The 23,065-nt window shown below is 67.7% G+C and carries 22 protein-coding genes and 1 pseudogene; 9 read left to right on the top strand and 14 right to left on the bottom strand.

Annotated features, from left to right (window positions below; translation table 11 throughout):
- The first annotated feature begins 228 nt into the window (after window positions 1-228).
- The 3 genes from KUM38_RS34905 (at window position 229) to KUM38_RS34895 (ending at window position 3,244) form a co-directional block, all read left to right on the top strand.
- Window positions 229-1,815, top strand: coding sequence for an ABC transporter substrate-binding protein (locus KUM38_RS34905; RefSeq protein ID WP_217135559.1), 1,587 nt, complete (start codon window positions 229-231; stop codon window positions 1,813-1,815).
- Between the two features lie 90 nt (window positions 1,816-1,905).
- On the top strand, window positions 1,906-2,589 hold the full coding sequence (ung, locus tag KUM38_RS34900; protein WP_217135557.1) for a uracil-DNA glycosylase: 684 nt from the start codon (window positions 1,906-1,908) through the stop codon (window positions 2,587-2,589).
- Window positions 2,590-2,728: 139 nt separating this feature from the next.
- Complete coding sequence (locus tag KUM38_RS34895; RefSeq protein WP_217135555.1) at window positions 2,729-3,244, top strand: hypothetical protein; 516 nt, start codon at window positions 2,729-2,731, stop codon at window positions 3,242-3,244.
- A gap of 29 nt (window positions 3,245-3,273) precedes the next feature.
- On the opposite strand, the gene KUM38_RS43435 is transcribed toward KUM38_RS34895, so the two are convergent.
- The 3 genes from KUM38_RS43435 to KUM38_RS34880 form a co-directional block, all read right to left on the bottom strand.
- The gene (locus KUM38_RS43435; protein ID WP_308409131.1) at window positions 3,274-3,606 is read right to left on the bottom strand and encodes a hypothetical protein; all 333 of its coding nucleotides are present in this window, start codon (window positions 3,604-3,606) and stop codon (window positions 3,274-3,276) included.
- 272 nt (window positions 3,607-3,878) lie between these two features.
- Window positions 3,879-4,391 (bottom strand): DinB family protein, encoded by a 513-nt coding sequence (locus KUM38_RS34885; RefSeq protein ID WP_217135553.1) that lies wholly within the window; start codon window positions 4,389-4,391, stop codon window positions 3,879-3,881.
- Window positions 4,392-4,421: 30 nt separating this feature from the next.
- The gene (locus tag KUM38_RS34880) at window positions 4,422-5,024 is read right to left on the bottom strand and encodes a TetR/AcrR family transcriptional regulator (RefSeq protein ID WP_217135552.1); all 603 of its coding nucleotides are present in this window, start codon (window positions 5,022-5,024) and stop codon (window positions 4,422-4,424) included.
- A gap of 102 nt (window positions 5,025-5,126) precedes the next feature.
- Here KUM38_RS34880 and KUM38_RS34875 point away from each other — a divergent pair, with 102 nt between their 5' ends.
- Both KUM38_RS34875 and KUM38_RS34870 read left to right on the top strand, forming a co-directional pair.
- Complete coding sequence (locus tag KUM38_RS34875) at window positions 5,127-6,320, top strand: FAD-dependent monooxygenase (RefSeq protein WP_217135551.1); 1,194 nt, start codon at window positions 5,127-5,129, stop codon at window positions 6,318-6,320.
- A gap of 13 nt (window positions 6,321-6,333) precedes the next feature.
- Window positions 6,334-7,239 (top strand): Gfo/Idh/MocA family protein, encoded by a 906-nt coding sequence (locus tag KUM38_RS34870; RefSeq protein ID WP_217135550.1) that lies wholly within the window; start codon window positions 6,334-6,336, stop codon window positions 7,237-7,239.
- On the opposite strand, the gene lnt is transcribed toward KUM38_RS34870, so the two are convergent.
- Both lnt and KUM38_RS34860 read right to left on the bottom strand, forming a co-directional pair.
- The gene (gene lnt, locus KUM38_RS34865; protein ID WP_217135549.1) at window positions 7,163-8,728 is read right to left on the bottom strand and encodes an apolipoprotein N-acyltransferase; all 1,566 of its coding nucleotides are present in this window, start codon (window positions 8,726-8,728) and stop codon (window positions 7,163-7,165) included. The two genes, KUM38_RS34870 and lnt, sit on opposite strands and share 77 nt — an antisense overlap.
- A gap of 70 nt (window positions 8,729-8,798) precedes the next feature.
- The gene (locus KUM38_RS34860; RefSeq protein ID WP_217135548.1) at window positions 8,799-9,284 is read right to left on the bottom strand and encodes a nuclear transport factor 2 family protein; all 486 of its coding nucleotides are present in this window, start codon (window positions 9,282-9,284) and stop codon (window positions 8,799-8,801) included.
- Between the two features lie 112 nt (window positions 9,285-9,396).
- On the opposite strand from KUM38_RS34860, the pseudogene KUM38_RS42515 reads away from it, so the two are divergent.
- Both KUM38_RS42515 and KUM38_RS34850 read left to right on the top strand, forming a co-directional pair.
- A pseudogene (locus KUM38_RS42515) lies at window positions 9,397-9,552 on the top strand (DUF4291 family protein); the annotation flags it as partial.
- A gap of 21 nt (window positions 9,553-9,573) precedes the next feature.
- Window positions 9,574-11,088: a recombinase family protein gene (locus tag KUM38_RS34850; RefSeq protein WP_217135545.1), complete on the top strand. Its 1,515-nt coding sequence runs from the start codon at window positions 9,574-9,576 to the stop codon at window positions 11,086-11,088.
- A gap of 189 nt (window positions 11,089-11,277) precedes the next feature.
- Here KUM38_RS34850 and KUM38_RS34845 read toward each other — a convergent pair whose 3' ends face one another.
- The 4 genes from KUM38_RS34845 to KUM38_RS34830 all read right to left on the bottom strand — a co-directional run bounded on the left by KUM38_RS34845 (window position 11,278) and on the right by KUM38_RS34830 (window position 14,779).
- The gene (locus KUM38_RS34845; protein ID WP_217135663.1) at window positions 11,278-12,636 is read right to left on the bottom strand and encodes a replication initiator; all 1,359 of its coding nucleotides are present in this window, start codon (window positions 12,634-12,636) and stop codon (window positions 11,278-11,280) included.
- Window positions 12,637-12,933: 297 nt separating this feature from the next.
- Window positions 12,934-13,131, bottom strand: coding sequence for a hypothetical protein (locus KUM38_RS34840; protein ID WP_217135543.1), 198 nt, complete (start codon window positions 13,129-13,131; stop codon window positions 12,934-12,936).
- Window positions 13,128-14,429, bottom strand: a complete 1,302-nt coding sequence (locus tag KUM38_RS34835) for an FtsK/SpoIIIE domain-containing protein (protein WP_217135541.1) — start codon at window positions 14,427-14,429, stop codon at window positions 13,128-13,130. The genes KUM38_RS34840 and KUM38_RS34835 overlap by 4 nt, the downstream gene beginning before the upstream one ends.
- The gene (locus KUM38_RS34830; RefSeq protein ID WP_031062985.1) at window positions 14,429-14,779 is read right to left on the bottom strand and encodes a hypothetical protein; all 351 of its coding nucleotides are present in this window, start codon (window positions 14,777-14,779) and stop codon (window positions 14,429-14,431) included. Before KUM38_RS34830 ends, KUM38_RS34835 begins: the two co-directional genes overlap by 1 nt.
- Before the next feature lie 166 nt (window positions 14,780-14,945).
- On the opposite strand from KUM38_RS34830, the gene KUM38_RS34825 reads away from it, so the two are divergent.
- Window positions 14,946-15,725, top strand: coding sequence for a GntR family transcriptional regulator (locus KUM38_RS34825; RefSeq protein ID WP_217135539.1), 780 nt, complete (start codon window positions 14,946-14,948; stop codon window positions 15,723-15,725).
- A gap of 410 nt (window positions 15,726-16,135) precedes the next feature.
- Here KUM38_RS34825 and KUM38_RS34820 read toward each other — a convergent pair whose 3' ends face one another.
- Window positions 16,136-16,435, bottom strand: coding sequence for a hypothetical protein (locus KUM38_RS34820; RefSeq protein WP_217135661.1), 300 nt, complete (start codon window positions 16,433-16,435; stop codon window positions 16,136-16,138).
- A gap of 324 nt (window positions 16,436-16,759) precedes the next feature.
- Window positions 16,760-17,317, bottom strand: coding sequence for an ATP-binding protein (locus KUM38_RS34815; protein ID WP_217135537.1), 558 nt, complete (start codon window positions 17,315-17,317; stop codon window positions 16,760-16,762).
- 209 nt (window positions 17,318-17,526) lie between these two features.
- On the opposite strand from KUM38_RS34815, the gene KUM38_RS34810 reads away from it, so the two are divergent.
- The gene (locus KUM38_RS34810; protein ID WP_217135535.1) at window positions 17,527-18,900 is read left to right on the top strand and encodes a sporulation protein; all 1,374 of its coding nucleotides are present in this window, start codon (window positions 17,527-17,529) and stop codon (window positions 18,898-18,900) included.
- Window positions 18,901-18,903: 3 nt separating this feature from the next.
- Here the strand turns inward: KUM38_RS34810 and KUM38_RS34805 are convergent, their stop codons facing one another.
- From KUM38_RS34805 to KUM38_RS34795, 3 genes are all read right to left on the bottom strand, one after another.
- A complete protein-coding gene (locus tag KUM38_RS34805) occupies window positions 18,904-19,818 on the bottom strand; it encodes an aminoglycoside phosphotransferase family protein (RefSeq protein ID WP_217135533.1) in 915 nt (304 codons plus the stop codon).
- A 381-nt stretch (window positions 19,819-20,199) separates the two neighbouring features.
- Window positions 20,200-21,843, bottom strand: coding sequence for an ATP-binding protein (locus KUM38_RS34800; RefSeq protein WP_217135531.1), 1,644 nt, complete (start codon window positions 21,841-21,843; stop codon window positions 20,200-20,202).
- A complete protein-coding gene (locus KUM38_RS34795) occupies window positions 21,830-22,903 on the bottom strand; it encodes a hypothetical protein (RefSeq protein WP_217135529.1) in 1,074 nt (357 codons plus the stop codon). The genes KUM38_RS34800 and KUM38_RS34795 overlap by 14 nt, the downstream gene beginning before the upstream one ends.
- Between the last annotated feature and the right edge of the window lie 162 nt (window positions 22,904-23,065).

Here is a 23,065-nt window from a genome sequence, read left to right as displayed (position 1 = left end):
GCCCCGCGCGGGTGACGCACGTGCCCGCGTGGGACCCCTGTTCGACGATCCGGCACGGGTGTCCGTTGACGAAAACGGCGCCCGTGTCGGCGTATCGGGGTCGCGACGGTGCGTGACAACGTAGTCATCGGAGAGTTGATCTCAAGGGCCGTACAGAGGGGGGTCAACGGGGCGAACACTGCGGTATGGTCTGCCGACTCTTGGGACGGCAGAGCGAGGAGCGTGCGCGTGTTCAACCGGAACCGATGCCTGCGGCGGGTGGCGGCCATCGCGTCCATATCGTCCTTGGTGACCGGATGCGGCGTCCTGTCGTCGGACGCCTCGGACGACGAGGGACCCATCGTCGTGGGAACCACCAGCTCGCCCAGCACGCTGGATCCCGCCGCCTCCTGGGACAGCTCCTGGGAGCTGTTCCGCAACATCTACCAGACCCTGCTGAGTTACCCGGTCGGCACCACCACCCCGCAGCCGGACGCCGCCAGGAGCTGCGAGTTCTCCGACAGCTCCAACCAGGTGTTCCGCTGCGAGCTGCGCGAGGGGCTGACGTTCTCCGACGGCAGCGCCCTCGACGCCAAGGCCGTCAAGCACTCCATCGACCGGATCCGGGAGATCAACGTCAACGGCGGTCCGGCCGGTCTGCTGGGCAGCCTCGAACGGGTGCAGGCGCCCAGCGAGCGCGAGGTCGTCTTCTACCTCAACAAGCCGGACGCCACCTTCCCGTTCGTGCTCGCCACCCCGGCGATGTCCATCGTCGACCCCGAGGCCTACCCGGCCGACGCCCTGCGCGAGGACGACGGCGTCGTCGGCTCGGGTCCCTACACCCTCCGGTCGTACGAGGAGGGCGAGGAGGCCGAACTCGCCCGCAACGACCGCTACGAGGGCTTCGCCGAACGCCGGAACGACGCGGTGACCATCCGCTACTTCCAGGACTCCGGCACCATGGTCAAGGCGCTGCGGGACGACCGGATCGACCTGACCTACCGCGGTCTGGCGGCGGGCGACATCATCGATCTCCAGGGCAAGACCTCCAAGGAGGAGGAGCTCCAGCTGATCGACGGGACCGGGACGGACATCAACTACCTGGTGTTCAACCCGAAGGACCCGTGGGCCGGCAAGAAGGAGGTGCGCCAGGCGATCGCCCAGATCGTCGACCGCGCGGCGATCGCGCACAAGGTCTACAAGGACACCGTCGACCCGCTGTACTCCATGGTCCCCAAGGGCCTGACCGGGCACACCACCGGCTTCTTCGACGACTACGGCGAGCCCAGCGTGTCCAAGGCCCGGCAGATCCTCACCGGGGCGGGCATCACCGAACCGGTCCCGCTGACCCTCTGGTACACCACGGACCGCTACGGCTCCGAGACCGCGCTGGAGTTCAAGGAGCTCGAGCGCCAGCTGGAGGCGTCGAAGCTGTTCGACGTCACGCTCAAGAGCCGCCCCTGGAAGACGTACGTCGAGGGCTACCAGAAGGGCGAGTACCCGGTGTTCGGGCGCGGCTGGTTCCCCGACTTCCCGGACGCGGACAACTTCATCGCTCCCTTCGTCGGCAAGCAGAACGCGCTCGGCACGCCCTACGAGGCGACCGAGATCACGGCCGAGCTGCTGCCCAGCTCCCGCCGGGAGAGCGACCGCGGCAACGTGGTGAAGCAGTTCGAGGAGGCCCAGCAGATCCTCGTCGACGACGCGCGGCTGCTGCCGCTGTGGCAGGGCCGGCAGCACGTGGCGGCGAGCCGGGACATCTCGGGAGCGGAGCGGGCGTTGGACCCGTCCACGATCATGATGCTGTGGGAACTCTCCCGGAAGACCAGCTGGTAGGACCGGGTACGGCCGTTCGCCGGGCCGGTTGTCAGTGGTCGCCTGTAGGTTCTGTGGTCTGGAAGCGACCGCACACGTAAGGACATTGACGTGACCGACATCGCCATGCTGCCCGAGTCCTGGCGCGGGGTTCTGGGCGACGAGCTGCAGCAGCCCTACTTCAAGGAGCTGACCGAGTTCGTCGAGGAGGAGCGGGCGAACGGTCCGGTCTACCCGCCCCGCGAGGAGGTCTTCGCGGCGCTGGAGGCCACGCCGTACGACAAGGTGAAGGTCCTGGTCCTCGGCCAGGACCCCTACCACGGCGAGGGCCAGGGACACGGCCTGTGCTTCTCCGTCCGCCCGGGTGTGAGGATCCCCCCGTCCCTGCGCAACATCTACAAGGAGATGCACGCCGAACTGGGCACGCCGATCCCGGACAACGGCTACCTGATGCCGTGGGCCGAGCAGGGCGTGCTGCTGCTCAACGCGGTGCTCACGGTCCGCGCCGGTGAGGCCAACTCCCACAAGGGCCGCGGCTGGGAGCTGTTCACCGACGCGGTGATCCGCGCGGTGGCGGACCGCCCCGACCCGGCGGTCTTCGTGCTGTGGGGCAACTACGCGCAGAAGAAGCTGCCGCTGATCGACGAGAGCCGGCACGTGGTGGTCAAGGGAGCGCACCCCTCGCCGCTGTCCGCGAAGAAGTTCTTCGGGTCCCGGCCGTTCACGCAGATCAACGAGGCGGTGGCCGCGCAGGGCCACGAGCCGATCGACTGGACCGTCCCGAATCTGGGCTGACGCCGCCCCGCCGGGTGCGGGCCGCTCCATCGGACCCGCATCCGGCTCGCTCGAGGTACTGCGGAGCGGCTTGTCCGGTATTGCCCCGGCCTGCGGTTAGCGTCGGGGGCGACAGACGGCGAGCGGTGCGGAGGGCGTGGTGGCGGAGCGACAGGAGCGGGCGACACCGGACGCCGTGCTCACACGGATCGGTCAGGTCGTGATGCTGCACCACGCGGGGGACCGCGAGGAGGCCCGGCACCGGTTGCTCGGCCTGTGGGCGGAGATCGGCGAGCACGGAGACCCGCTGCACCGCTGCACCCTGGCCCACTACCTCGCCGACACACAGGACGACCCCGAGGACGAACTGGCCTGGGACCTGCGGGCGCTGACGGCGGCCGAGGAGGTCGCGGCCGACCGCGTCGGCGCGTACGAGGGATCCCTCGCCGTGCGCGCGCTCTACCCGTCCCTGCAGCTGAACCTGGCCGCCGACTACGCCCGCCTCGGCCGCCCCGACGCCGCCCGCACCCATCTCCACCGGGCCCGGGGCGCGGCCCGCGCCCTGGCCGACGACCGCTACGGCGAGGGCGTACGGGCCGCCATCCGGCGGCTGGAGATCCGGCTGGACGAGGACGGGGCGCCCGGGGGCCGGTGGCCGCCGGGACGGCGTTCCTAGGACCGGCGTCCGTACGCGCTCCGGCCGGTTCAGCCTCCGTACGCCTCCTTGCAGATGGTCGCCTCCGGGCTGCCCGGGCGCCAGCCGCCGTACTGCCTGCCCAGCGCGCACACGTCCGGTCCGCCGGAGGCGCCACGGCGCGTCGGCTCCGCCACGTCGGGGAGGTCCGTCGCGGGAGGCCGCGGCCGGCCGTTCCCGCCGGTTCCGGGGCGAGTCGGCCGGACCTGCCCGCTCCGGTCGTCGGGCGGTGTCTCCCGCTCCGGCGTGGCCCTGGGAGCGGCACGGTGCGACGGGGGCGCGGGCGTCTTCGAGGGCCGGGACGGACCGATCATCTCCAGGGCCTCGCGCGCCGGTGCCTGCACGACCTCCGTCTCGTTCCCCCCGACCGGACGTGGCTCCGCCCCCCGCGACGGTGCCGTCGCCGGTCCGGGCGCGAGGGGACGGTGGACCGTCACACAGCCCGAGAGGGCCGAGACAGCCACGGTCACCAGAAGCGTTGCTGTGGTCGTCGTTCGATGCACCCGCGCCACTCTGCTGGCTCCGGCCGCCCGGGGGAGGCCGGACAGGCACAGCATGCCCCGCACGGGTGATCTCCCGCCCCGTACGGGGGCTCTCGGACGCGCCGCGGGTGACGTCAGTCGCCGGTGGCGCCGTCGACGCGCTCGCGGAGCAGATCGGCGTGGCCGTTGTGACGCGCGTACTCCTCGATCATGTGGGTGTAGATCCAGCGCAGGCTGTACGGATCGTCGCTGAACCTGTGGCGGCCCCGGGACGGGTCGTCCAGGGCGAAGCCGGCCGCGTTGCGCCGGGCGGCGCCTATCTCGGACTGCCAGGTCGCGTACGCCTCCTGCCAGGTGTCCGCCTCGGTCGGATGGAAATCGCCGTCCCGGTCGGCCTCGCTGTAGTACAGGGGGCCGGCGTCCTCGTCCGCGAGCACCCTGCGGAACCAGCTCCGCTCCACCTCCGACATGTGCCGTACCAGGCCCATCAGGGACAGCTCCGAGGGTGGCACCGACGCGGTGCGCAGCTGCTCGTCGGTCAGCCCTTCGCACTTCCGGGCGAGGGTGCCGCGGTGGTAGTCGAGCCACCCCTCCAGCATGGTGCGTTCGTCGGCGTCGACGGCGGGTTCACTGCGCTCGATCGTCATGCCGCCATCCTCGCCCGGCGCGGTCCCCCTTCACCAGGGCTTTTCGGCGCCGAGCATCCCCGCCAGCAGTTCCCGCAGATCCGAGCGGACCTCCGCGAGGCTCGGTACGCGCGCGCTGAAGGAACCGGCCACGCAGGAGAACATCAGGCCGTCCGCCCAGGCGATCAGGGACAGCGAGTGGCGCTCGGGGTCCGTGGAGCCGAGTCCGGTGACCAGGGCGGTCAGCTGATCGCGGAAGCGGGCGCCGGCCGCGTCGAAGTACGCCCGCAGCTCGGGCCGGCGGGTGGCCTCCAGGGCCAGTTCGTAGCGGGCGAGGGTCAGTGCCCGGTTCCCGGTGAGTGCGCGGTGCGTGGCCAGGGCCAGGGCGTCCAGCAGGGAGGCGGCGCCGGCCCGCGGGTCCGGCATCTCGTGCAGCGCGAGAACCCGCGCCTCCCGCTCGGCGAGCCGTCGTACCGCGAGCTCCAGCAGCGCCTGCCGGGTGCGCGCGAGGTTCGACGTGGACCCCTGGGGGAGTCCGGCCGTCTCGTCGACCGCCCGGTGGGTCAGTCCGCGCATCCCGCGCTCGGCGAGCAGGGCGAGGGCGGTGTCGGCGACGAGATCGGCACGGGAGGCGCCTGCGGTGCGTACGGACATGGAGGCCAAACTACCCTCCACACTACGGCTGTAGTACGGTGGAGTCGAACGCTCACTACAGATGTAGTAGCCGCAGGCGCGGTTCCGGTGTGAGGAGGGGCCATGGCACGGGTCGAACGGGCGATCGTCATCGGCGGAGGGATCGGTGGCCTGACCGCGGCGGTCGCCCTGCACCGGCGCGGTGTGCGGGTGACGGTGCTGGAGCGGGCCGGCTCACTGGAACCGGTGGGCGCGGCCATCTCCCTGGCCCCCAACGCACTGCGCGGGCTGGACGTCATCGGCCTCGGCGACGACATCCGCGCCCTGTCCGCCTGGCAGGGCGACGGAGGGCTGCGCGCGCCGGGCGGACGGTGGCTGTCCCGTACCAGCGCCGCCGCGGCGACCGAGCGCTTCGGCGGCCCCCTCGTCCTGCTCCACCGCGCCACCCTCGTCGGCCGGCTGGCCGCACTGCTCCCGTCGGACGCCGTCCGTACGGCTGCCGACGCCCGCCTCCTCGACCCCGGTGTCCCCGGCGACTCCGGCTGGCCGGCCCGCGTCGGCACCCCCGACGGCGAACTGGAGGCCGACCTCGTGGTGGCGGCCGACGGCATCCACTCCGCCGCGCGCCGCGTGCTGTTCCCCGGCCACCCCGGGCCCGTGTACGCCGGGTTCACCAGCTGGCGGGTGGTGATCCCGCTGCCCGGCGCGGAGTTCGCCTCCCACGAGACCTGGGGCCGGGGCCGCATCTGGGGCACGCATCCGCTCAAGGACGGCCGGATCTACGCCTACGCCGCCGCCAGGGCGCCCGAGGGGGAGCACGCCCCCGACGACGAGCGGGCCGAACTGCTGCGGCTCTACGGCGACTGGCACGCCCCGATCCCCGAGGTACTGGCCGCCGCCCGCCCCGAGGACGTGCTGCGCCACGACGTCCACCACATCGCCGAGCCGCTGCCCGCCCACCACCAGGGCCGGGTGGCCCTGATCGGCGACGCCGCGCACGCCATGCCGCCGACCCTGGGCCAGGGCGGCAACCAGGCCATCGAGGACGCGATCACCCTCGCCCACCACGCCGACGACCTGCCCGCCTACACCGCGGCCCGGCTGCCCCGCACCACCGGGATCGCCCGCCGGGCCGTGAAGGTGGCCCGCTTCAACCTGATGACCAACCGCGTCGGCATCGCCGTACGCGACCAGGCGGTCGCCGCGCTGTCGAAGGCCGGACCGGCCCTGTTCCTGCGCGGCTTCGACTCGATCGCCGACTGGCGGCCGCCGCAGCAGCCGTATGCTTCGCAGCACACCACGCAAAGCAATGGCTAGAGGAGAACACCCCGTGAAGGTCGGCTGCATCGGACTCGGTGACATCGCGCAGAAGGCATACCTTCCGGTGCTCGCCCACCAGCCCGGAGTGGAGCTGCACCTGCAGACCCGCACCCCCGCGACGCTCGACCGGGTCGCCGACGGCCTCCACCTCCCGCCCGCGCGGCGCCACGCGGACCTCGGCTCCCTGATCGCTCAGGACCTCGACGCGGCCTTCGTGCACGCGCCGACCGAGGTCCACCCGGAGATCGTGGCCCGGCTCCTGGAGGCGGGCGTACCGACGTACGTCGACAAGCCGCTCGCCTACGAACTCGCCGATTCCGAGCGGTTGGTGGCGCTCGCCGAGGAACGGGGCACGAGCCTCGCCGTCGGCTTCAACCGGCGCTTCGCCCCCGGCTACACCCAGTGCGCCGACCACCCGCGCGAGCTGATCCTGATGCAGAAGAACCGCGTCGGACTGCCCGAGGAACCCCGCACGATGATCCTCGACGACTTCATCCACGTCGTCGACACCCTGCGCTTCCTGGTGCCCGGCGCGGTCGACGACGTGACCGTGCGCGCCCGCACCGAGAACGGCCTGCTGCACCACGTGGTGCTCCAGCTCTCCGGGGACGGCTTCACCGCGCTCGGCGTGATGAACCGGCTCAGCGGCTCGGCCGAGGAGATCCTCGAGGTCTCCGGACAGGACACCAAGCGTCAGGTGGTCAACCTCGCCGAGGTGATCGACCACAAGGGACAGCCCACCGTGCGCCGGCGCGGCGACTGGGTCCCGGTGTCGCGGCAGCGCGGCATCGAGCAGGCGGTGCTCGCCTTCCTGGACGCGGTCCGCGCGGGCGAGGTGCTCAGTGCCCGGGACGCGCTGGCGACCCATGAGCTGTGCGAGCGGGTGGTACGAGCGGTCCACGAGCGCCCCGCCTGACCCGCAGCACCTCGGTGACGCCCCAGGCCGCGAGCATCACGGGGGCCCCGTACAGCGGCCAGTCGCCGAAGCGGACGTAGGGCGTGGTGCCGTGTGCCAGGGGAACCTCGTACACCTGCGCGGCGGCGGTGTCCGTGCCGAGCCGCGGGCCGACGCGCTCCCCGCCCGGTCCGTACACGGCGGAGACGCCCGTCAGGGTCGCGTGCACCATCGGGCGGCCGGTCTCGGCGGCGCGCAGCGCGCCGAGCGAGGCGTGCTGCGCGGGGGCCCAGCTCTGCTGGAACGTCGACGTGGAGGACTGGGCGAGCAGCACGTCGGCGCCGTCCTCGGCGAGGTGCCGGCTCATGTCGGGGAACGCGGACTCGAAGCACACCATCGGGCCGATCCGCAGCCCGTTCCCCGCGTCCATCACCACCTGCTCGGAGCCCTGCCGGCGGTCCTCGCCGGCCGCCTCGCCGACGGAGGTCGCCCAGCCCAGCAGGGAACGGGCCGGGACGTACTCGCCGAAGGGGACCAGCCGCATCTTGTCGTACCGGTCACCGGTCGGACCGTCCGGGCCGATCAGCACCGAGCTCTTGTAGATGCCGGGCTTGTCCGACCGCCGGGCGTCCACGTTGACCAGGAGTTCGGCGCCCGTCTCGCGGGACAGCGCGGCCAGCCGCCGCGCGAGGTCGGGCCGGTCCCCGAGGTCGAAGCCGACGCTGCTCTCACCCCAGACGACCAGGTCCACGTCCTGCCCGACGAGCTCACGCGTGAGCTGTTCCTCGCGGTCGAAACGCCGGTCCGCGCTGTCGGGCCCGGCGACGACACCCGGCTGCACGAGCGCGATCCGCACCCGGTCGTCGGTGCCGGGCCGGGGTGAGAACACCCAGGCGGCGGAGGCGACGGCGGCCGTGGCGACGAGCCCGGCCAGGGCGGGCACCCGGGCCCGCCGGACCGCGATCAGCACGGCCACGGCGACGTTCAGGGTCACCACCAGGAAACTGAGCAGCCACACTCCTCCGACCGACGCCAGCCGCAGCGCGCCCTCCACCTGCCACTGGCTCGCACCGAGCACGCCCCAGGGACCACCGAGCCCCTGCCAGGAGCGGACGAGTTCGATCGTCAGCCACCCCGACGGCACCACGACGAGCGCGGCCGCGACCCGCCCGCGCGACGGCACCCCGCCGAGCAGCCGCCGCACCAGCCACCCCCACGGTGCCCACAGCGCGCCCAGCAGGGCGGCGATGACGAACGTGAACACGTGCAGATTCGGCAGCAGCCAGTGGTGCATGGCCAGCATGAAGCCGAACCCGCCCCACCAGCCGTCGAGGGCCGCCCGTCTCCCCGTGGGAGCGGTACGGGCCAGCAGCACCCACGGGACCAGGGCGACGTAGGCGAACCACCACAGGGACGGGGCCGGAAAGGCCAGGACGGGCAGGGCGCCCACGACCGCGGCGACGGTCGAGCGCCGCCAGGGGGAGGTGGTCCAGTGGCCGAGCGTCTTCATAGGCGCCTCCCTACCCCGTGGTGCCTCCAGTGTGCGTCCCCTCGGTGATCCGGGACAGCGCACTCCGGGATCAGTTGATCACAGGAGCCGCCCGCCGGTCGGGCGGACGGCGCCACTTCTCCCGTACGACCACCTCGCTCAGCCGCCAGCCGTCGTCCGTGCGCAGCATCGCGAAGGCACACCGGCCGCCGCACACGAAGTCCGGAGCGGCGGACGCGCCGTTCTGCCCCGTGCGGCCCATCGGATTGACGTAGTCGGCCTGTACCCGGGCCGTGTCGCCGGTGTCCTGCTCCCAGATCCCGAACCGCACCCGTCGGTTGACGATCAGATGCTGCCGCACGGGGAAGCCCCCGAGACGGTCCGCCAGCCATCCGGCCACCGCCCGGGCGCTGCCCTCGATGCCGCCGGCCGAGCGGTAGTCCGCCCGCCCGTCCGGCGTGAACAGTCCCCGGTACGTCTCCCAGTCACCGTCGTCCACGGCCACCGCGTACTCGGTGACGAGCCCGTCCACGGCCAGCCGGTCCCTCACGGTCGCGAGCTCCACACGCTGCGTCATCGGCTCAGTGTTGGCCATGGGAAGTGCTCAGCCAAGGGGGCGTGCGCAGCCAAGGGGGTGTGCGCGGATATTCGGTGGCCTTCGACGTGCCGCGCGGTCGAGGCTGTACGCCGTGAACGATCAGCGCCCGAGGTTCGAGGTACGTGCCCACCACACCGACTCCACCGTCACCGTCTACCAGGCCTACCGTCCGGAGATCGGCCGCGCCGCGGCACGGCACGGCCGTTTCACGTCCTCCTGGAGCCGGGAGCGCATGACGTGGATCAAGCGGTGCTCATAGCCTCTATCCATGGCTGAAGACAACGACCAGCAGACGGACGCCCGGTTACGACGAGCCCTCCGGGCCAGGCAGGCGGCTGGCGGGGAAAGGGCGAAGAAGTACCGCGCCGACTGGGCAGGAGAGTCGGCTGCGATCTACTGCCGCATCTCTCACGTGAACGACGACGACCAGACGGGCGTGGAGCGCCAAGAGGGCATCTGCCGCGAGGTGGCCGACCGTCTCGGGCTAGTGGTCGACGAGGCCCAGGTGTTCGTGGACAACAACCGGTCTGCATGGCAGCGGAAGCGCAAGCGACCGGGGTGGGATGCGCTACTGGCCCAGGCCGGCGAAGGCCGTGTGCGTCACGTCCTCACCTACCACCCGGACCGCCTGATGCGGCAGCCGCGCGACCTCGAAGAGCTGTTGCAGATCGCCGACGATCACGACATCACGCTGCACGGTCAGGCGAACCGACGCAATCTCGCTGACCCCGATGACCGCTTCTTCCTGCGGATCGAGGTTGCGCACGCGTGCCGGTCGAGTGACGACACATCGCGCCGACTGATCGACTCCATGATCGACCGCGTGCAGGACGGGAGGCCGCACACCGGCCGACGACGCTACGGGTACGACAAGACCGGCACCGTGATCGTCCCTGAAGAGGCCGACATCGTACGAGAGATCTTCACCCGTTATCTCGACGGAGTGAGCCCGGTTCAACTGGCCAAAGAACTGTTCGACCGGGGTGAGAAGACCGCCGAGGGGCGTAACTGGACTGCCCCGCGAGTGCGAGACGTTCTCGACAACCGCCACGTCGCCGGGATTCGTGTGTTCCGTGGTGAGGAGGTCGGGGACGGTGAGTGGCCCGCGATCATCGACCGGGGGATGTGGCTCGAGGTTCGGGAGCGCCGGGCCTACCGGGCCGCGAAACTGGCGAATGGCAAGCGGCCGGGCCGGTTCTATCTGCTGCGTGGCTTGGTCACCTGCACGGGGTGCGGAAAGATCATGGGCGGGTCCGGAGGAAGCGGCGCGAAGTACGTGTGCCAGCACACCCAACGGCTCGACATTCCACGCTGCAACCGGGCCGTCTCCGCCCCGATCTTGGAAGAGTTCGTGAGCGAAGCCGCGATCAACCTTCTTGAGCGCCTTGATCTGTCGGAGGCGCCGACGCCCTCTGAGCTGTCGGACGAGGACCGGGCCGCTATCGAGGCGGACCGGCGTGAACTCGATGAGCTCAAGGACATGTGGCAGAAGCAGGAGCTGAAGACTCGGGAGTATCGCGAGATGCGCAGGACCGTCGAAGCGCGCATCGCGGAGATCGAGCGCAAGATGATCGTCCGGCCGACTACCGAGGTTCTGAACGGTCTTGTGGGCCCGCATGCGCGGGCGAGCTGGGAGGCGTTGAGGGAGGCGGAGGACTTCCAGCGTATGAATGCGGTGATGCGCTTCCTGTTTGCTGCGGTCAAGATCAAGGAAGCGACGAAGAAGGGCAGGTACTTCGACTACGGCAGGATCGATATCGAGCAGAATCCGATCTGGGCCTGAGTCCCAGCGCAGAGAAAGTGAAGGGGGCCTCACACGAGGTCCCCTTGCCGTCTCATTCGAGCTTTCCCCCTGGTTGACGTTCCAGGAGCCGGGCCAGTCGCTTTGCTGACTCGGGGCCGATCCTGGTGGAGAAGGTCCGGCAGACTCTTTCCAGGTGGTGGGCTCTGTCCGCGTCGCGGTTCTGTTTCGTCAATGGCTCACCGCCGCCCGGCTGATCTCTTCGCGGGCGATCTCGCGGTTGCTCGCCAGGTCGTTGGCGACTCCGGCCGCGATGAGGGCGGCACCGGGGGTGTGGCCGGAGCCGACATAGCGCCAGTGCGCATCCGTGATCGCATCGGGAATCTCGGCTTGACCGATGTGGTGGGCACGTTCGGCGCGTAATGCTGCGTAGGTGGTGGAGTAGGCCCGCGATTTGGTGAGGATGTGGCCGCGGTAGCCGAGGGTGTGGGTCCAGGTGCGCAGGTGCAGGGTCGCGTACTCGGGAAGACCGCCGAGGCGCCAGCAGGTGCGCATGAGGGTGCGGACGTGACCGCTCACGGGTGCCGTGTCGATGTCGGCCCAGGTGGTGACCTTGTGGTCGGTGCCGGCGCCTGTCTCGCTCGCTCCCTTGGTGACGTACTTGGCGACGTACGCGGCGACCGCGTCATCACCGGGCCCGTCACCGTCGGCGTACAGCGGACGGACATCGAGTTGGACGCCCCAGCGCAGGAGCAGTTCGCCCATGGCCGGGCTGTAGGGAGTGCGGACCAGGACCCGCCCGGCGGAGGCGCGCACGGCGTCGGTAAGTCGGTCGACCGTGCCCCAGGACGGGGGTTCGTCGGCCGGTCCGCCGGGACCGTCGAGGCGGACGACGGCATGCACGTGGACGGCCGCCCGCTTCTGATACTCGGCTACACGCGCAAAGGACAACCGGGCGTGGTGAGCGAAGCGGGACTGTACGAGGCCGGCGGAGGAGGCCAGGCGACGGCGGACGTCGATGACGAAGCGGTCCCACAGCTTGGAGGCGTACGCGTGCCACAGCACATGGCCGGTGTAGTCGTAGCAGTCGGGGCACAGGGGCTGACCGACAAGGAGATCGTTCGCAGTGTGCTCGGTGCCGCAGCCGAGGGGACGACCGTGTTCACACGTGCCGCCGTCACGGCGAGGACGGCAGCGTTCCCCAGTCCGGTGCACGGGCCCGAAGGACGGTGCGGTCAGGGTGACGAAGAGCCGGGGACGGTCGCGGACCGCGGTGGGGACGTTCTTGCCGCCGATCAGGCCCGCGCGGACGAGGTGGAAGGTGTCGCCCGCGTGGAGCCGGGAGCAGGGCGCGCAGACGGTTGCCCGGCGGTTGCGGCAGCGGACGAGGAGGCGTTCGCCGGGTTCGTCGCGGGTGTCGTACTGGCGGATGATCTCGCCGGTTGTCCCATCCACGGTGGTGGTGGCCCCGGAGAGGTGGACGGGGTGGGCGCAGCCGCCGGTGGCGGTGACCTGTTCCAGCCAGCGTGAGAAGTGCGGATCTTGAGCGATACGGATGGCGTCACGGTCTGCTTCGGGGAGTTGACGCAGGCGCGCCGCGCGGTCGAGGACGGCGCGCCTGTCAGCGGGGGTGAAGTCCGGGGTGATGGTGGTGACCTTCCGGGGTGGGCCGCCGCAGCGGCACGGGTGATGGTGGGTGGCGCGTGGTCGGTCATGGAGATCACCTCTCTTGCTCGACCGGTGGGCGGGTGGGATCAGCGGATGTTTCCGGTGCCCCGGCAGACGCGGCAGCGGCGCAGCCGTCCGGTCCAGGTCTTGCGGGCCCCGTCACCCTTGCAATGCGGGCACCTCACGCGAGGCATGGGCATGGTGGTGTGTCCTTTCTGCTCAGGTGTGGGAGAAGCCGCTGATCACCCAGGTCACGAGGCCGTGGATGGTGAACAGCACGGGGGTCTGGCCGAGGTACAGGCCGAAGAGGCCGACGCAGACCGCTTCCCAGGCCCGTACGTCACGGGAGCGGACGAGGAGGACGGTGATGATCCCGAAGATCACCGCGAACGTGAACGCCGTACCTTCGCTGATCACTTGCTCTCTCCTTCCAGTGCCGCCAGGGCGCGGACGATGGTGAGCAGTTCCGGGGTCATGGCGGAGTACTTCCGGGCCGTGGCAACGGCCTCATCAGTGGGGGTCAGGTGTGAGCGGGCACGGCTCCAACCGCCGTCCGGCCCGGTGCACACGGCGACCCCCCGTTCCTCGGGTGTGATCGCTTGCGCGACGGCCACGGCGTCCTTGTTGAGATCACCCAAGGTCATCTCTGCCGTGCCGGGGTCGTTGACCCGGTGGCAGATACGGCCGCCGAGCTGGGCCCGCAGCGCGGTGACGCCAGAGCCGAGGTCGGAGCCGACGCGTTGCCCGGCGACGACCAGGTGCAGGCCGAGTGCGGCTCCGAGCTGGGCAATGCGGAGCAGGAGCGTGGAGCACTGTTCGGCTTCCGCCTTGCTCTCACGGGTGCCGTCGGACAGGTACAGTTCCGCGATCTCGTCGACCAGGACGACGACCGGCACGGGCCGCAGCTTGTCGGGCAGCTCCCAGATCGAGCGCACTCCGGCCGTACGGCAGGCGTTCATCCGTTCCTGCATGTCGACGACGAGTGCGGAGAGCACGGCGACCGCTTCGCGCCGGCAGGTAGCGAGGGCGCTCAGCCGTCCGGCGAACAGGCCGAGTTCCATGCCTCCCTTGCAGTCGATGCCGACCAGGGCGACGCGTTGCGGAGCAAGCTGGGTGATCAACCGGGCCAGCAGGGTGGACTTGCCGGAGCGGGTGGCCCCGGCGATGAGCCAGTGCGGGACAAGCCTCAGGTTCATCACCCAGGCGCCGCCGCTCTCCAGTGCGCCGATGAGTGCGGAGAGGAGTTCGGCGGGAGCGGTGGCTAAGCCGGGCCGCTGGAGCGGGTCCGTGGCCATCGCGGACAGCAGGACCAGACCGCGTTCCGGCGAGGTGACCCGCACCGCGTGGACCCGCCATGCGTGCACCAGGGCATCGGACGCCTTCATGTACGTCGCCGGGGTCTGGCCCGCGTGCAACTGCACGGACACCGTCAGCCCCAGCCGGGTGGCGCGCGGGAACGATGTCCTCGGAGCGATCGGCCGGACCGGATCGCCCTTGACCACCAGGTCCCCGAGCAGACCGCGGGGCGGACGACGGGAGACGGCGAGGTCGTTGAGCATGGCGACCTTGCGCCAGGTGAGGACCACCCGGCACGCGGTGACGGGGTAACCGATCAGGTACCAGTGCCAGGTCGGACGGTGCCGGCGCACCAGGTCACCGACGACGAGCACCCAGGCCAGTACCGCGAGCGCGAAGGCGAGCAGAACCGGCCCCATCAGGCACCACCGCCCTTGCCGTGCGCGGCAGCGCCCCCGTGCACGGGGGTGATCGCATCAGCTCGGAAGCTGACACCGTGCCGGTCACCCATGGCCCACATGAACGCCGTCAGGCCGGTGACCTTGACGATCTGCCCTTCCTCGATGCCCTTGGGCTCACCGGTCACCGCGATCTCGATGACGGAGATCCGCCGCCGGTCCTGCCGCACGGTGACCGCCACGGTGAACACCGGGTTGCCGTCCCGGTCCTTCTTCACCTCCTGTGTCTCGGGGTTGCTGATCTTCGCTTCCGGCGCGATGGCGCACCGCAGTACGCCCAGCCGCGCCGTGTCCACGGGAATGGACTGCATGTTTCTTCGGCCTCCTTGGCCAGTCAGGACGTCCATCACATCAGGACGTCACTTGTCCTTACGAGTTAAGACTATGGAGTGGTGCACGGCGAGGGTGCAACTACTTATGCTGACGAGTGATGACGCGCGTGCGACGTGCCTACGACACCGAACCGGAGAAGCCGAGATGACGGAGATCCAGCGCCCCGGAGCTCTCTACCAGCAGGTGGCCGCCGCCATCCGCGAAGCGATCCTGTCCGGCGAGTTCGAACCCGACTCCCCGTTGCCGTCGGAATCCCAACTGATCACTCGTTACGGGGTATCCCGCCCTACAGTGCGCAACGCGATCGCCGCACTGCGCGCGGAAGGTCTGATCGATGTGCGGCACGGCAAGGGCAGTTTCGTACGCTCTGCCGGCCAGCCCGCGCTCACCATCGAGCGCCGTATCAGCCGCACCAGCGACGACCGGTTCACCATGCCCAACGGTGACGAGTGGCAGGAGGCCGAGGAGCCGACTACGTACCGTGCCCGCACCACCAAGGCCACGGGTCGCTTGCTCCAACTCGCCGAGGAAGAAGCGCTCTTCGGCTGTGACCGACTGCTGATCGATCCGGGAACCGGCACCCGCGCCATGCACCGCACGCTGATCCCCTTCGAGGTGGCCGAAGCCGCCCCACTGCTGGGCAAGGAGCCGTGCAAGCGCCCGGCAGCGATCTACCAGCTGCTCGCCCAGGACGGACACGCCCTGTGGTGGTCGGAGACGGTCCGCGCCCGTATGCCGCTGCCCGACGAGCGCGCCACGCTCCAGCTCCCGGACGCGACCCCGCTCCTGCACCTGGCCCGTGTCGCGCACGGCACCGACGACCGCCCGCTGGTCCTCGAAGAACTGCGTGTCGGTGCGGACCGTGCCGAGATCGCCTATCGGATCACGGCCGACAAGCAGCCCACCCGACGCCGCCAGGCATGAGGGACGAAAGGCATCGGTCGAAACCGCCTTCACTTCCTCAAGGGCGCGCCTGCGGCGCGCCGGGTCGCCCGGCCGCCTCGGCCGGGCGTGCGGCGTGGCCGCCGGTCCCGTCCGGTCGCCGGGCGCCCCACACCGCAGCCCACCCATGAAGTCGAGGCGTCGACGGGCAGTCGTAGGCCGGGGCGTGGTCGGCCGGGGGTCGCCGGCCTCCGAGACTTTAGGCAGCTCCCATGGGGCGAGCCTCGAAGAACAGGGGGCCCATCGGGCACATACGCGGGCAGGACCAGTGCCTGCCCGATTCGCCGGGCCAGCGTAGGGCCCCCCGTTCACTCGCCCCATGGCAGCTACCGCCCAAAGTCTCTCCGGCAGGCGACGTGCCCACGTGCGCCGCTCACCGGCGAGAAGGCCCTTCATGACGCACTGCCGCTGCCATCGGCGAGTTGTTCCAGGAGCCCGGCGAGCAGCTCAACCGCTTCCGGCCGGCCCGCCAGCCGCACGACCCCGCGCCCGTCCCTGTCCGTCGAGGCGACAGCCCGCACGGCGGACAGCTCGAAGCTCGCTCCGAGGAGCGCGCGGTTCAACCGGTCGGCAGCCTCACGCGCCGTGCGCCAGCCCGAAACGTAGTCGACTCCCGGCACCCACAGGCCGCAGTCGTCCCCTGCGACATCGTCAAGCCCATCGCTCAGCCAGCTCTCGCCCGAGCCAGTCACCTTGCCCACCTCTGTCCCGATCCAGGTAACGCATCATCAAATCTCTTTGGACCAGGGCAAACACGCAGCACGGCGGCCCCGGTACCATCAGGCACCGGGAACCGCCGCGTTCCCAGCCGGGCCACCCTTCGCTTTCCAGGGCTGATGGGGTGGCCCGGTCTCGGTTTGTGGTTGTCAGGCGCGGCCCTCCGGCCGGGGAGGGGAGCTCCCGGAAGTCCCGGAGGAGCCGCGCCCTGGCCGGAGGGGTCAAGCTCCGGCCGGTTACCGGGCCGCCCCCGCTCCCGATCGCGAAGGAGCAGAACAAGGGCAGCGGCCCGGAGATCATCAGTGCGGCACTGGCTCTTCTTCGCTGTTCAGGTCGAAGCGGGCCCAGATCGTCTTTCCGCCGCGTTCCTCCGGCGTCCACCAGACCGCCGCCGCCAGGCGCTGAGCGATGAGCAGCCCCCGACCGCTGTCGGGCAGCACCGCTTCAGGCAACTCTCCGAGCAGGCCCGAGGAGAACGTCTCTCCCACCGGAAGCAGCGGAGGAGTCGAATCCTCGTCGGCGACACCGATGAACAGCCACTTCGGCCACAGCTTGAAGATCAGGTCGATGCGCCGACAGCCACCGGGGGTGGACAGATGCCGGTCCGGTACGGCGTGGTTCACCACGTTGCCGACCAGCTCCGAGACGACCAGCCGAGCATCGTCCACGACCGCACAGGCGCCCGCACCCCGGAGGAACACGGCCGTCATGTAGCGCGCGACGCGCGCCGTGTCACTGAACTCGGCGAACAGCGTCAACGTCATGAAGTGCCCGTCCGAGTACGGCTCCGGCATCGCGAACCAGTGCGCGTACGCGTCCAGCTCACCCGCCAACCGTTCGGTCTTCCCCGCATCCATGACTTCCCCTTCCGAGGGTCCGCGGCCCTCATGGCACCGCTTGCTTCACGCACGCCAGTACACGGCGAAGCAGGCGTGACCGGGAGCGTTCACCAGGGGGTTCACGTGAACACCGGCAAAGGCAAAGGGGGTTCATCAATGAACCCCCAAGGCTGATACTGCTGTGACACGATGAACACTCGCCGTCATTCTCGGGTTGGCAGGGGAGCATGAGCCGAGAGCCGAACGCGCAGTTGATCGCTGTCATGGAGCAGGCCAAGGTCTCGAACAAAGGCCTTGCCAAGCGTATGAAGGACACCGCCGCCGCACGCGGCATCAACCTTGGAACGACGCACGTATCCGTGCAGCGATGGCGAGACGGCGCGGGCATCCAGCCCCAGACAGCAGCGATCATGGCGGACGTACTGAGCACCAAACTCGGCCGCCACATCAGGCCCGGCGATCTCGGCTTCTTCGACCACGCCCGGCCCACCGTCCCTCAGCCGGTCGGCTACCCGAACACCGTCCCCGAAGTGCTCGCCACACTGGGCAGCCTGGCAGACGAGACCGTCGGGGCTCCCCCCGATGATCAGCTGATCGTTACCGACGGTGACCTCAGTTCAGCCGTTCTGTCATGGATGATCGCGCGCCCCGACGGCGTCCAGGCCGACCGTCCCACTCACCAACGGGTCGGCATGCGCGACGTACGCGCGATCAGGGACGCCGCAGGCATGTTCATGCAGCTCGACTTCAAGTACGGCGGAGGCCACGGCCACAAGGCGTTACGCCACTACTTCCGCCACGAAGTGCTGCCCCTGTTGGACGTCAGTTACAGCGAGAAGGTGGGCACCGCCTTATTCGGCGCCGCCGCCGAGGTCTCCCAACTCCTTGCGTGGACCGCCTACGACACCGGGAACCACCGGCTCGCCCATCGCTACCTGTCATCCACGCTCCGTCTGACCCAGGTCATCGACGACCGCATGTTCGGCGCCCGCATCCTCGGCAACCTCAGCCACCAGGCGAACTACCTCGGCAACCACGCCCAGGCCATCCAGCTCGCCCGCGCAGCCGTCGAGGGAGCCAAGGGCCGAGCCACCCCACGCGCCATGTCCAACTATTGGGCCATGGAGGCCCGCGCCCTCTCCAACGCAGGCGAGAAGGCCGGCGCCGCCCGCGCGATGAACGAAGCGGAACGCCACTTCGAACAGGCCGACAGCGCCGACGACCCCGCATGGCTGAGCTACTTCGACGAAGCGGAACTCACGGGCGAGTTCTGTCACTGCTTCCGCGATCTGCGGATGCGCCGGGAAGCAGTTGAGCAGGCACAGCGCGCCGTCGACAGCACCGACCCGGCATACGCCCGCACCCTGGGGTTCTGCCGCATGGTGCTCGCCCAAAGCCAGCTCATAAGCGGTGACTTGGAAGCCGCGGTCACTACCGCGACTCTCGCAGTCGACGGCGGAGACTCCCTTCAGTCCTCCCGCTTCCAGCGCTACGTGACCGACTTCCAGGCGGAGGTGAGCGCACACGCGGCCCACCCTGCCGTAGTCGCGTTCAAAGAGAAGGTGAGCGAGGCACTCGCCCGTCTGGACGACGACGAGTAGCGACTACCACGGCCGCCAGTCCCGAGGCGCATCGTCGTTACGCAGGGCCGAGATGCGCCGGCGGTACTCGGCAGCCGTCCTCTCGTCCTCCCGCACGTTCTGCATGAGCCACGTCGTCATACCGAACTCTTGGAGCCGACGCAGGGTGTCGTAACCGGGCCAGTCGTAAAGGTCCCGCCCATAGGTCCGCACGAAGTCGTCGTACTGCTCGTCGGTCTGCCACCCAAGGCTGTGGTGCTCCGTGGCCGTGACCATCAGGTCCCACTCCGGGTGATCGAAGCAGAACGCCTCAAAGTCGATCAAGATGACTTGCCCTTGATCGTCCACCATGAGGTTCTGCACGTGGGCGTCGCCGTGGACAGGTCCCTTGGAAGTCTCGAAGCTCAGCTCTTCGAACTGATCACGCAGCTCACGCCAGCGCTTCCTCAGGAAGACCCGGTCGTCCTCCGGGATCGGGGCCCGACCGATCCGAAGCTCTTGCTTGCCGAAGGGATCGAACGAGGGAAACTCCACTCCAGCCGGCAACGTCATCGAGTGGAGATCTCGAAGTATGCCGCCCAACTCCCCGTACGTCGCCTTGCGGTCACCCTCACGGATGAGGTGCCAGAAGGTCACCGGGTGTCCATCGATCAAGAGCGGCTGTTCGAGGTCGTCGAGGATGCGCGCCCCGGGGAAGCCCTCACCCCCCAACCACCGAGATACAGCCACCTCGATACGTGCTTTGGGTAGCCACTCTTTCCCCCGTGCGACACGCACGACCATGGGTACCGACGCCAGACGAAATAGAGCATTCTCCCCGAACCGGATCAGCTCTGCGTCCTCGTCATCCAGCCCCGCCACCCGGCACGCGGCACTCATCACCCGCGCAGCCCTCTCCGACGTGAACCCCTCATCCGACCGAGCAGCGTCAACCGCCATGCCCGTACCAGCTCCCCTAGTCGCGCGCGATCAACTAGCGCACGCCCACGGGTGACCAACCCGACGCACGCCAGACACGACTACGACCGTACCCGGGACAACCCGCGTGCACGAGAGTGACCTGAGCTATAGGTTATTCAGACCTGAGGAAGTCCTCATGGGATTCGTATATATTGTCTTTCGAAATGCTGTTCTTGTGGCCGCAGTCTGTGCACTTCCAGGTGTATTTGCTATCGTCGAAGCCGGACTGATTATTCAGGTACTCGTGGCACCGGTCGCAGAACCAATCGACTTCCGGGAATCTTCCGCTCACTGCTGTATCTCCTTCTGGTCAACAACCTTCGCCTACCCATAGAGGACGTTCTCTTGGCTGTGTCGAGGTTAGTGCTCCCAATCGGCAACGATCGGCGGAAACAGTACATCGTGCCAGGGGCGCACCCATTCCTGTAGGTATCGCACGTCGCTTGAAGAGGGCACCGGCAGTGCTTCCTCCAAGCGTACGAGTGAAGGCATGACAGCGGCGTCTCCAATGAGTAATGCCTCACCCGAGGAAAGCATAGGAAGCGACTGCGTTAACGGCCCGAGAGAGTCAGGAATTAGTCGCTTCACATAGTTCTGATCCTCAGGGTTCGTCAACCGCATTGCAAGGAAATTGCTGCATTGGGAGAAGATTGTCTCGGAAATCTCTGATGGCCTTTGGCTGACAATTGCGGCCGTGATGCCATACTTGCGGCCCTCTTTAGCGATTCGCTCAATCGCCTTTCGGGCGGCGTTATATTTCGCCGGTCCCCCCTTCGGGACGTACTTGTGCGCCTCCTCGTACACCACCAAAAGCGGGGTATCCGTTCGCATTTCGGGATGCGTCTTCTTGTAATAATACGCATAGTCAAAGAGAAGCCGAGAAATGAGTGAAACGGTGATGCTCAAGACCTCAAACGGGACGCCGCTGAGGTCGATCACGGTGACATTGGATGTGGAGTCAGTTGTGTAACCAGTGAACTGCCTCAGAGTCTCCTCAAGAGTTGTTTCTTTCGCTCGCTGTCCCATCAAGAAGTCAAGCCGGCGGTCGTTGAAGCGATTCTCCAGACGGGTGAGGAAATTATCCAGCTTCCCGTGCAATTGCCCCTGCTTTGGGCCGCGGGCCCCATCGATCATCTCCTGGTTCTTGTCGCGGACCGCCGTCAATACATCCTCGAAATCAAACCGAAGAGGCGAATCGTAGTGGATGCGCTCCTTCAACTTCTCTTCGCCATCAAAATGCGCTCGTCGGCTATCAGTTACGGCGCGCTTCAAGATGGCGACTTGGTTATGCGACTGCTCCTCACTGCTCTCGATCAAGAGATCCTGCAGTTCTTCGGAATTCAGCAACCAGAAGGGCAGCGTGAGCTGATGAACATTTAGAAAGTTCGCATCGGGGAAAGCGGTCTGATATTCACAGTGAATGTCGAAAATTACGATATGCGTATTGTTGAGCCGGTAGTCCCCATGCTGGGAATCTCTCATACCAGTTGCAGTTTGGATGATTCTAGCCATCGCATGCGACTTTCCAGATCCAGTGGAACCAACAATCGCGAGGTGTCGGTTAAAGAACTTGTCCCCGTCAACCGGGACATCCACGTGACGTTCGTGCGCTAGCCGAGCAAACAGGAATTTCTTTTCATCCGGAACGGTGTCGTACACCTTTTGGACCTCGCTGCGCGTCGCCACTTCAACCGATTTAGGGGGGATTGCAATACTTCCTCCACCCCGCTCGAAGTTGCCGTCTGTGTCGAGGAATCCGAGAGGCAAGGCTTCCAGAATGTACACCCGTTGGTACTCCGAAGGGCCCGATCCATTCCCTGAAGCAATGGGCTTTAGTTCGATCGAAAAGTTTTCGATGATGGCAATGATGGAACAATCAGCACTATCAAACACTCGCAAATAAGAGCCGACCTTGAGAGGATCTCCCTCGGAAAGCTCCTTGATATCAGTGACAGCGATTTTGATGCGGTCGGGGTAAACCCCTACAACCTCAGCGCTTGACACCGCTACCCCCACTCTTGAAGACTTCACGCAGATCGGAAGGTGACTGAACGATCACATGCCGCACCCTGGCATCATGGAATAGATTCTCTGTTGGTTCAGTGAGGTAGAAGTCATGCACTTCGTTCATTTTCACATGGCCGACTAGTTGCGCCAAAATCAAGGAATCGACCAGCTTGATTCCATGGCCAGGAAGGCGTGGGGAAACAAGGCTTTGGGCGCTAAACTCTGCACCACCATAGTCAAACCCGTCATGGAAGTGCACTCTTTGCTGCCAAAGGGCATGCTTAATCGAGAGCAATCCAATTGGGCCGCGGAAGCATACATATGGTGCTGGCGACTCGCCGGCGAAGTATCGGCGCTGGAGACATACCGCGACGTCGACTAGGTCCAGCGGGTGAGTCTGATCGTCGCATTCAACGATGATAAGTCGTTCTCGAGGTGGCACATGTGCGGTGATGCTCTTGTACTCCTCGCGAATCAGTCTCAAATATTTTTCGTGGCCACAAACCTGAGCATAACTGGCCTCGAAGACGGCTGTGCGAGCCTGATGTACTAGATCTCTCAGGTCGTGAAGAGTGATGCTCCGCTCTCCTGGTGGCCGCTTCAGGATGACATCACGCAGGTATCCATGGATTACCGCATGCCAACAAAGGGCTTCCGCTTCACTCCGTGCCCGAAGCGTTCGCTTCAGATGATCAAGGACTGAACTAAACTGTGACACGAAGTCCGGTGCAAAAATCACCTCGAAAGATTTCGTGAACCAATCTTTGATGTCATTGCTGTAGTCGTCAGAAAGTTCCCCGAGTGCAGTTTCTAGCTCCTCCCTGCTGATTCGCAATGTCTCGCCAGGGGTCCGATCGGGGAAATGTCCATAGAGCGCGAATCTGGCTGTATTGTCAGCGGCGAACTGGCCCATCATTTGTCGCACCGCTGGCGCGATCCGTGAAAGGGCATACGAGGTACTTCTGTGTTTGACCTGGATATGGAAGGTGCGAACACCAATATCCTGTGCGCCCTCGATCTCGACGGCTACACCGGGGTTCGTCAGGACTTGCAGCAATGATGCATCGAACTGAAAAGCGAAACCTTTGATGGCGTGGTGTCCCCCATCGGAGGACCATGTCTTGCCGCCCAGCGCCGTACACCCCTCCCAGCATCCCGGCATAGTCCCGGGGCGGGTGAAGCAATGTGGGCCACCGTGACGTATGTTGCCAACCGTCCG

The sequence above is a fragment of the Streptomyces sp. AC558_RSS880 genome (genome assembly GCF_019049255.1).
In the GTDB taxonomy this organism is placed as follows: Bacteria; Actinomycetota; Actinomycetes; order Streptomycetales; family Streptomycetaceae; genus Streptomyces.
Note: the sequence above shows the minus strand (reverse complement) of the source record. Positions and strands in the feature narration are given on the sequence as shown.

Bases quoted from the DNA above. Each gene is read 5' to 3' on its own strand.
- KUM38_RS34880 (WP_217135552.1), bottom strand. From the start codon at position 5,024: ATGTCCGTACGCACCGCAGGCGCCTCCCGTGCCGATCTCGTCGCCGAC.
- lnt (WP_217135549.1), bottom strand. From the start codon at position 8,728: ATGAAGACGCTCGGCCACTGGACCACCTCCCCCTGGCGGCGCTCGACC.
- KUM38_RS34875 (WP_217135551.1), top strand. From the start codon at position 5,127: ATGGCACGGGTCGAACGGGCGATCGTCATCGGCGGAGGGATCGGTGGC.
- KUM38_RS34815 (WP_217135537.1), bottom strand. From the start codon at position 17,317: ATGGATGCGGGGAAGACCGAACGGTTGGCGGGTGAGCTGGACGCGTAC.
- KUM38_RS34850 (WP_217135545.1), top strand. From the start codon at position 9,574: ATGGCTGAAGACAACGACCAGCAGACGGACGCCCGGTTACGACGAGCC.
- KUM38_RS34885 (WP_217135553.1), bottom strand. From the start codon at position 4,391: ATGACGATCGAGCGCAGTGAACCCGCCGTCGACGCCGACGAACGCACC.
- KUM38_RS34835 (WP_217135541.1), bottom strand. From the start codon at position 14,429: ATGGGGCCGGTTCTGCTCGCCTTCGCGCTCGCGGTACTGGCCTGGGTG.
- KUM38_RS34805 (WP_217135533.1), bottom strand. From the start codon at position 19,818: ATGGCGGTTGACGCTGCTCGGTCGGATGAGGGGTTCACGTCGGAGAGG.
- KUM38_RS34810 (WP_217135535.1), top strand. From the start codon at position 17,527: ATGAGCCGAGAGCCGAACGCGCAGTTGATCGCTGTCATGGAGCAGGCC.
- KUM38_RS34825 (WP_217135539.1), top strand. From the start codon at position 14,946: ATGACGGAGATCCAGCGCCCCGGAGCTCTCTACCAGCAGGTGGCCGCC.
- KUM38_RS34830 (WP_031062985.1), bottom strand. From the start codon at position 14,779: ATGCAGTCCATTCCCGTGGACACGGCGCGGCTGGGCGTACTGCGGTGC.
- KUM38_RS34860 (WP_217135548.1), bottom strand. From the start codon at position 9,284: ATGACGCAGCGTGTGGAGCTCGCGACCGTGAGGGACCGGCTGGCCGTG.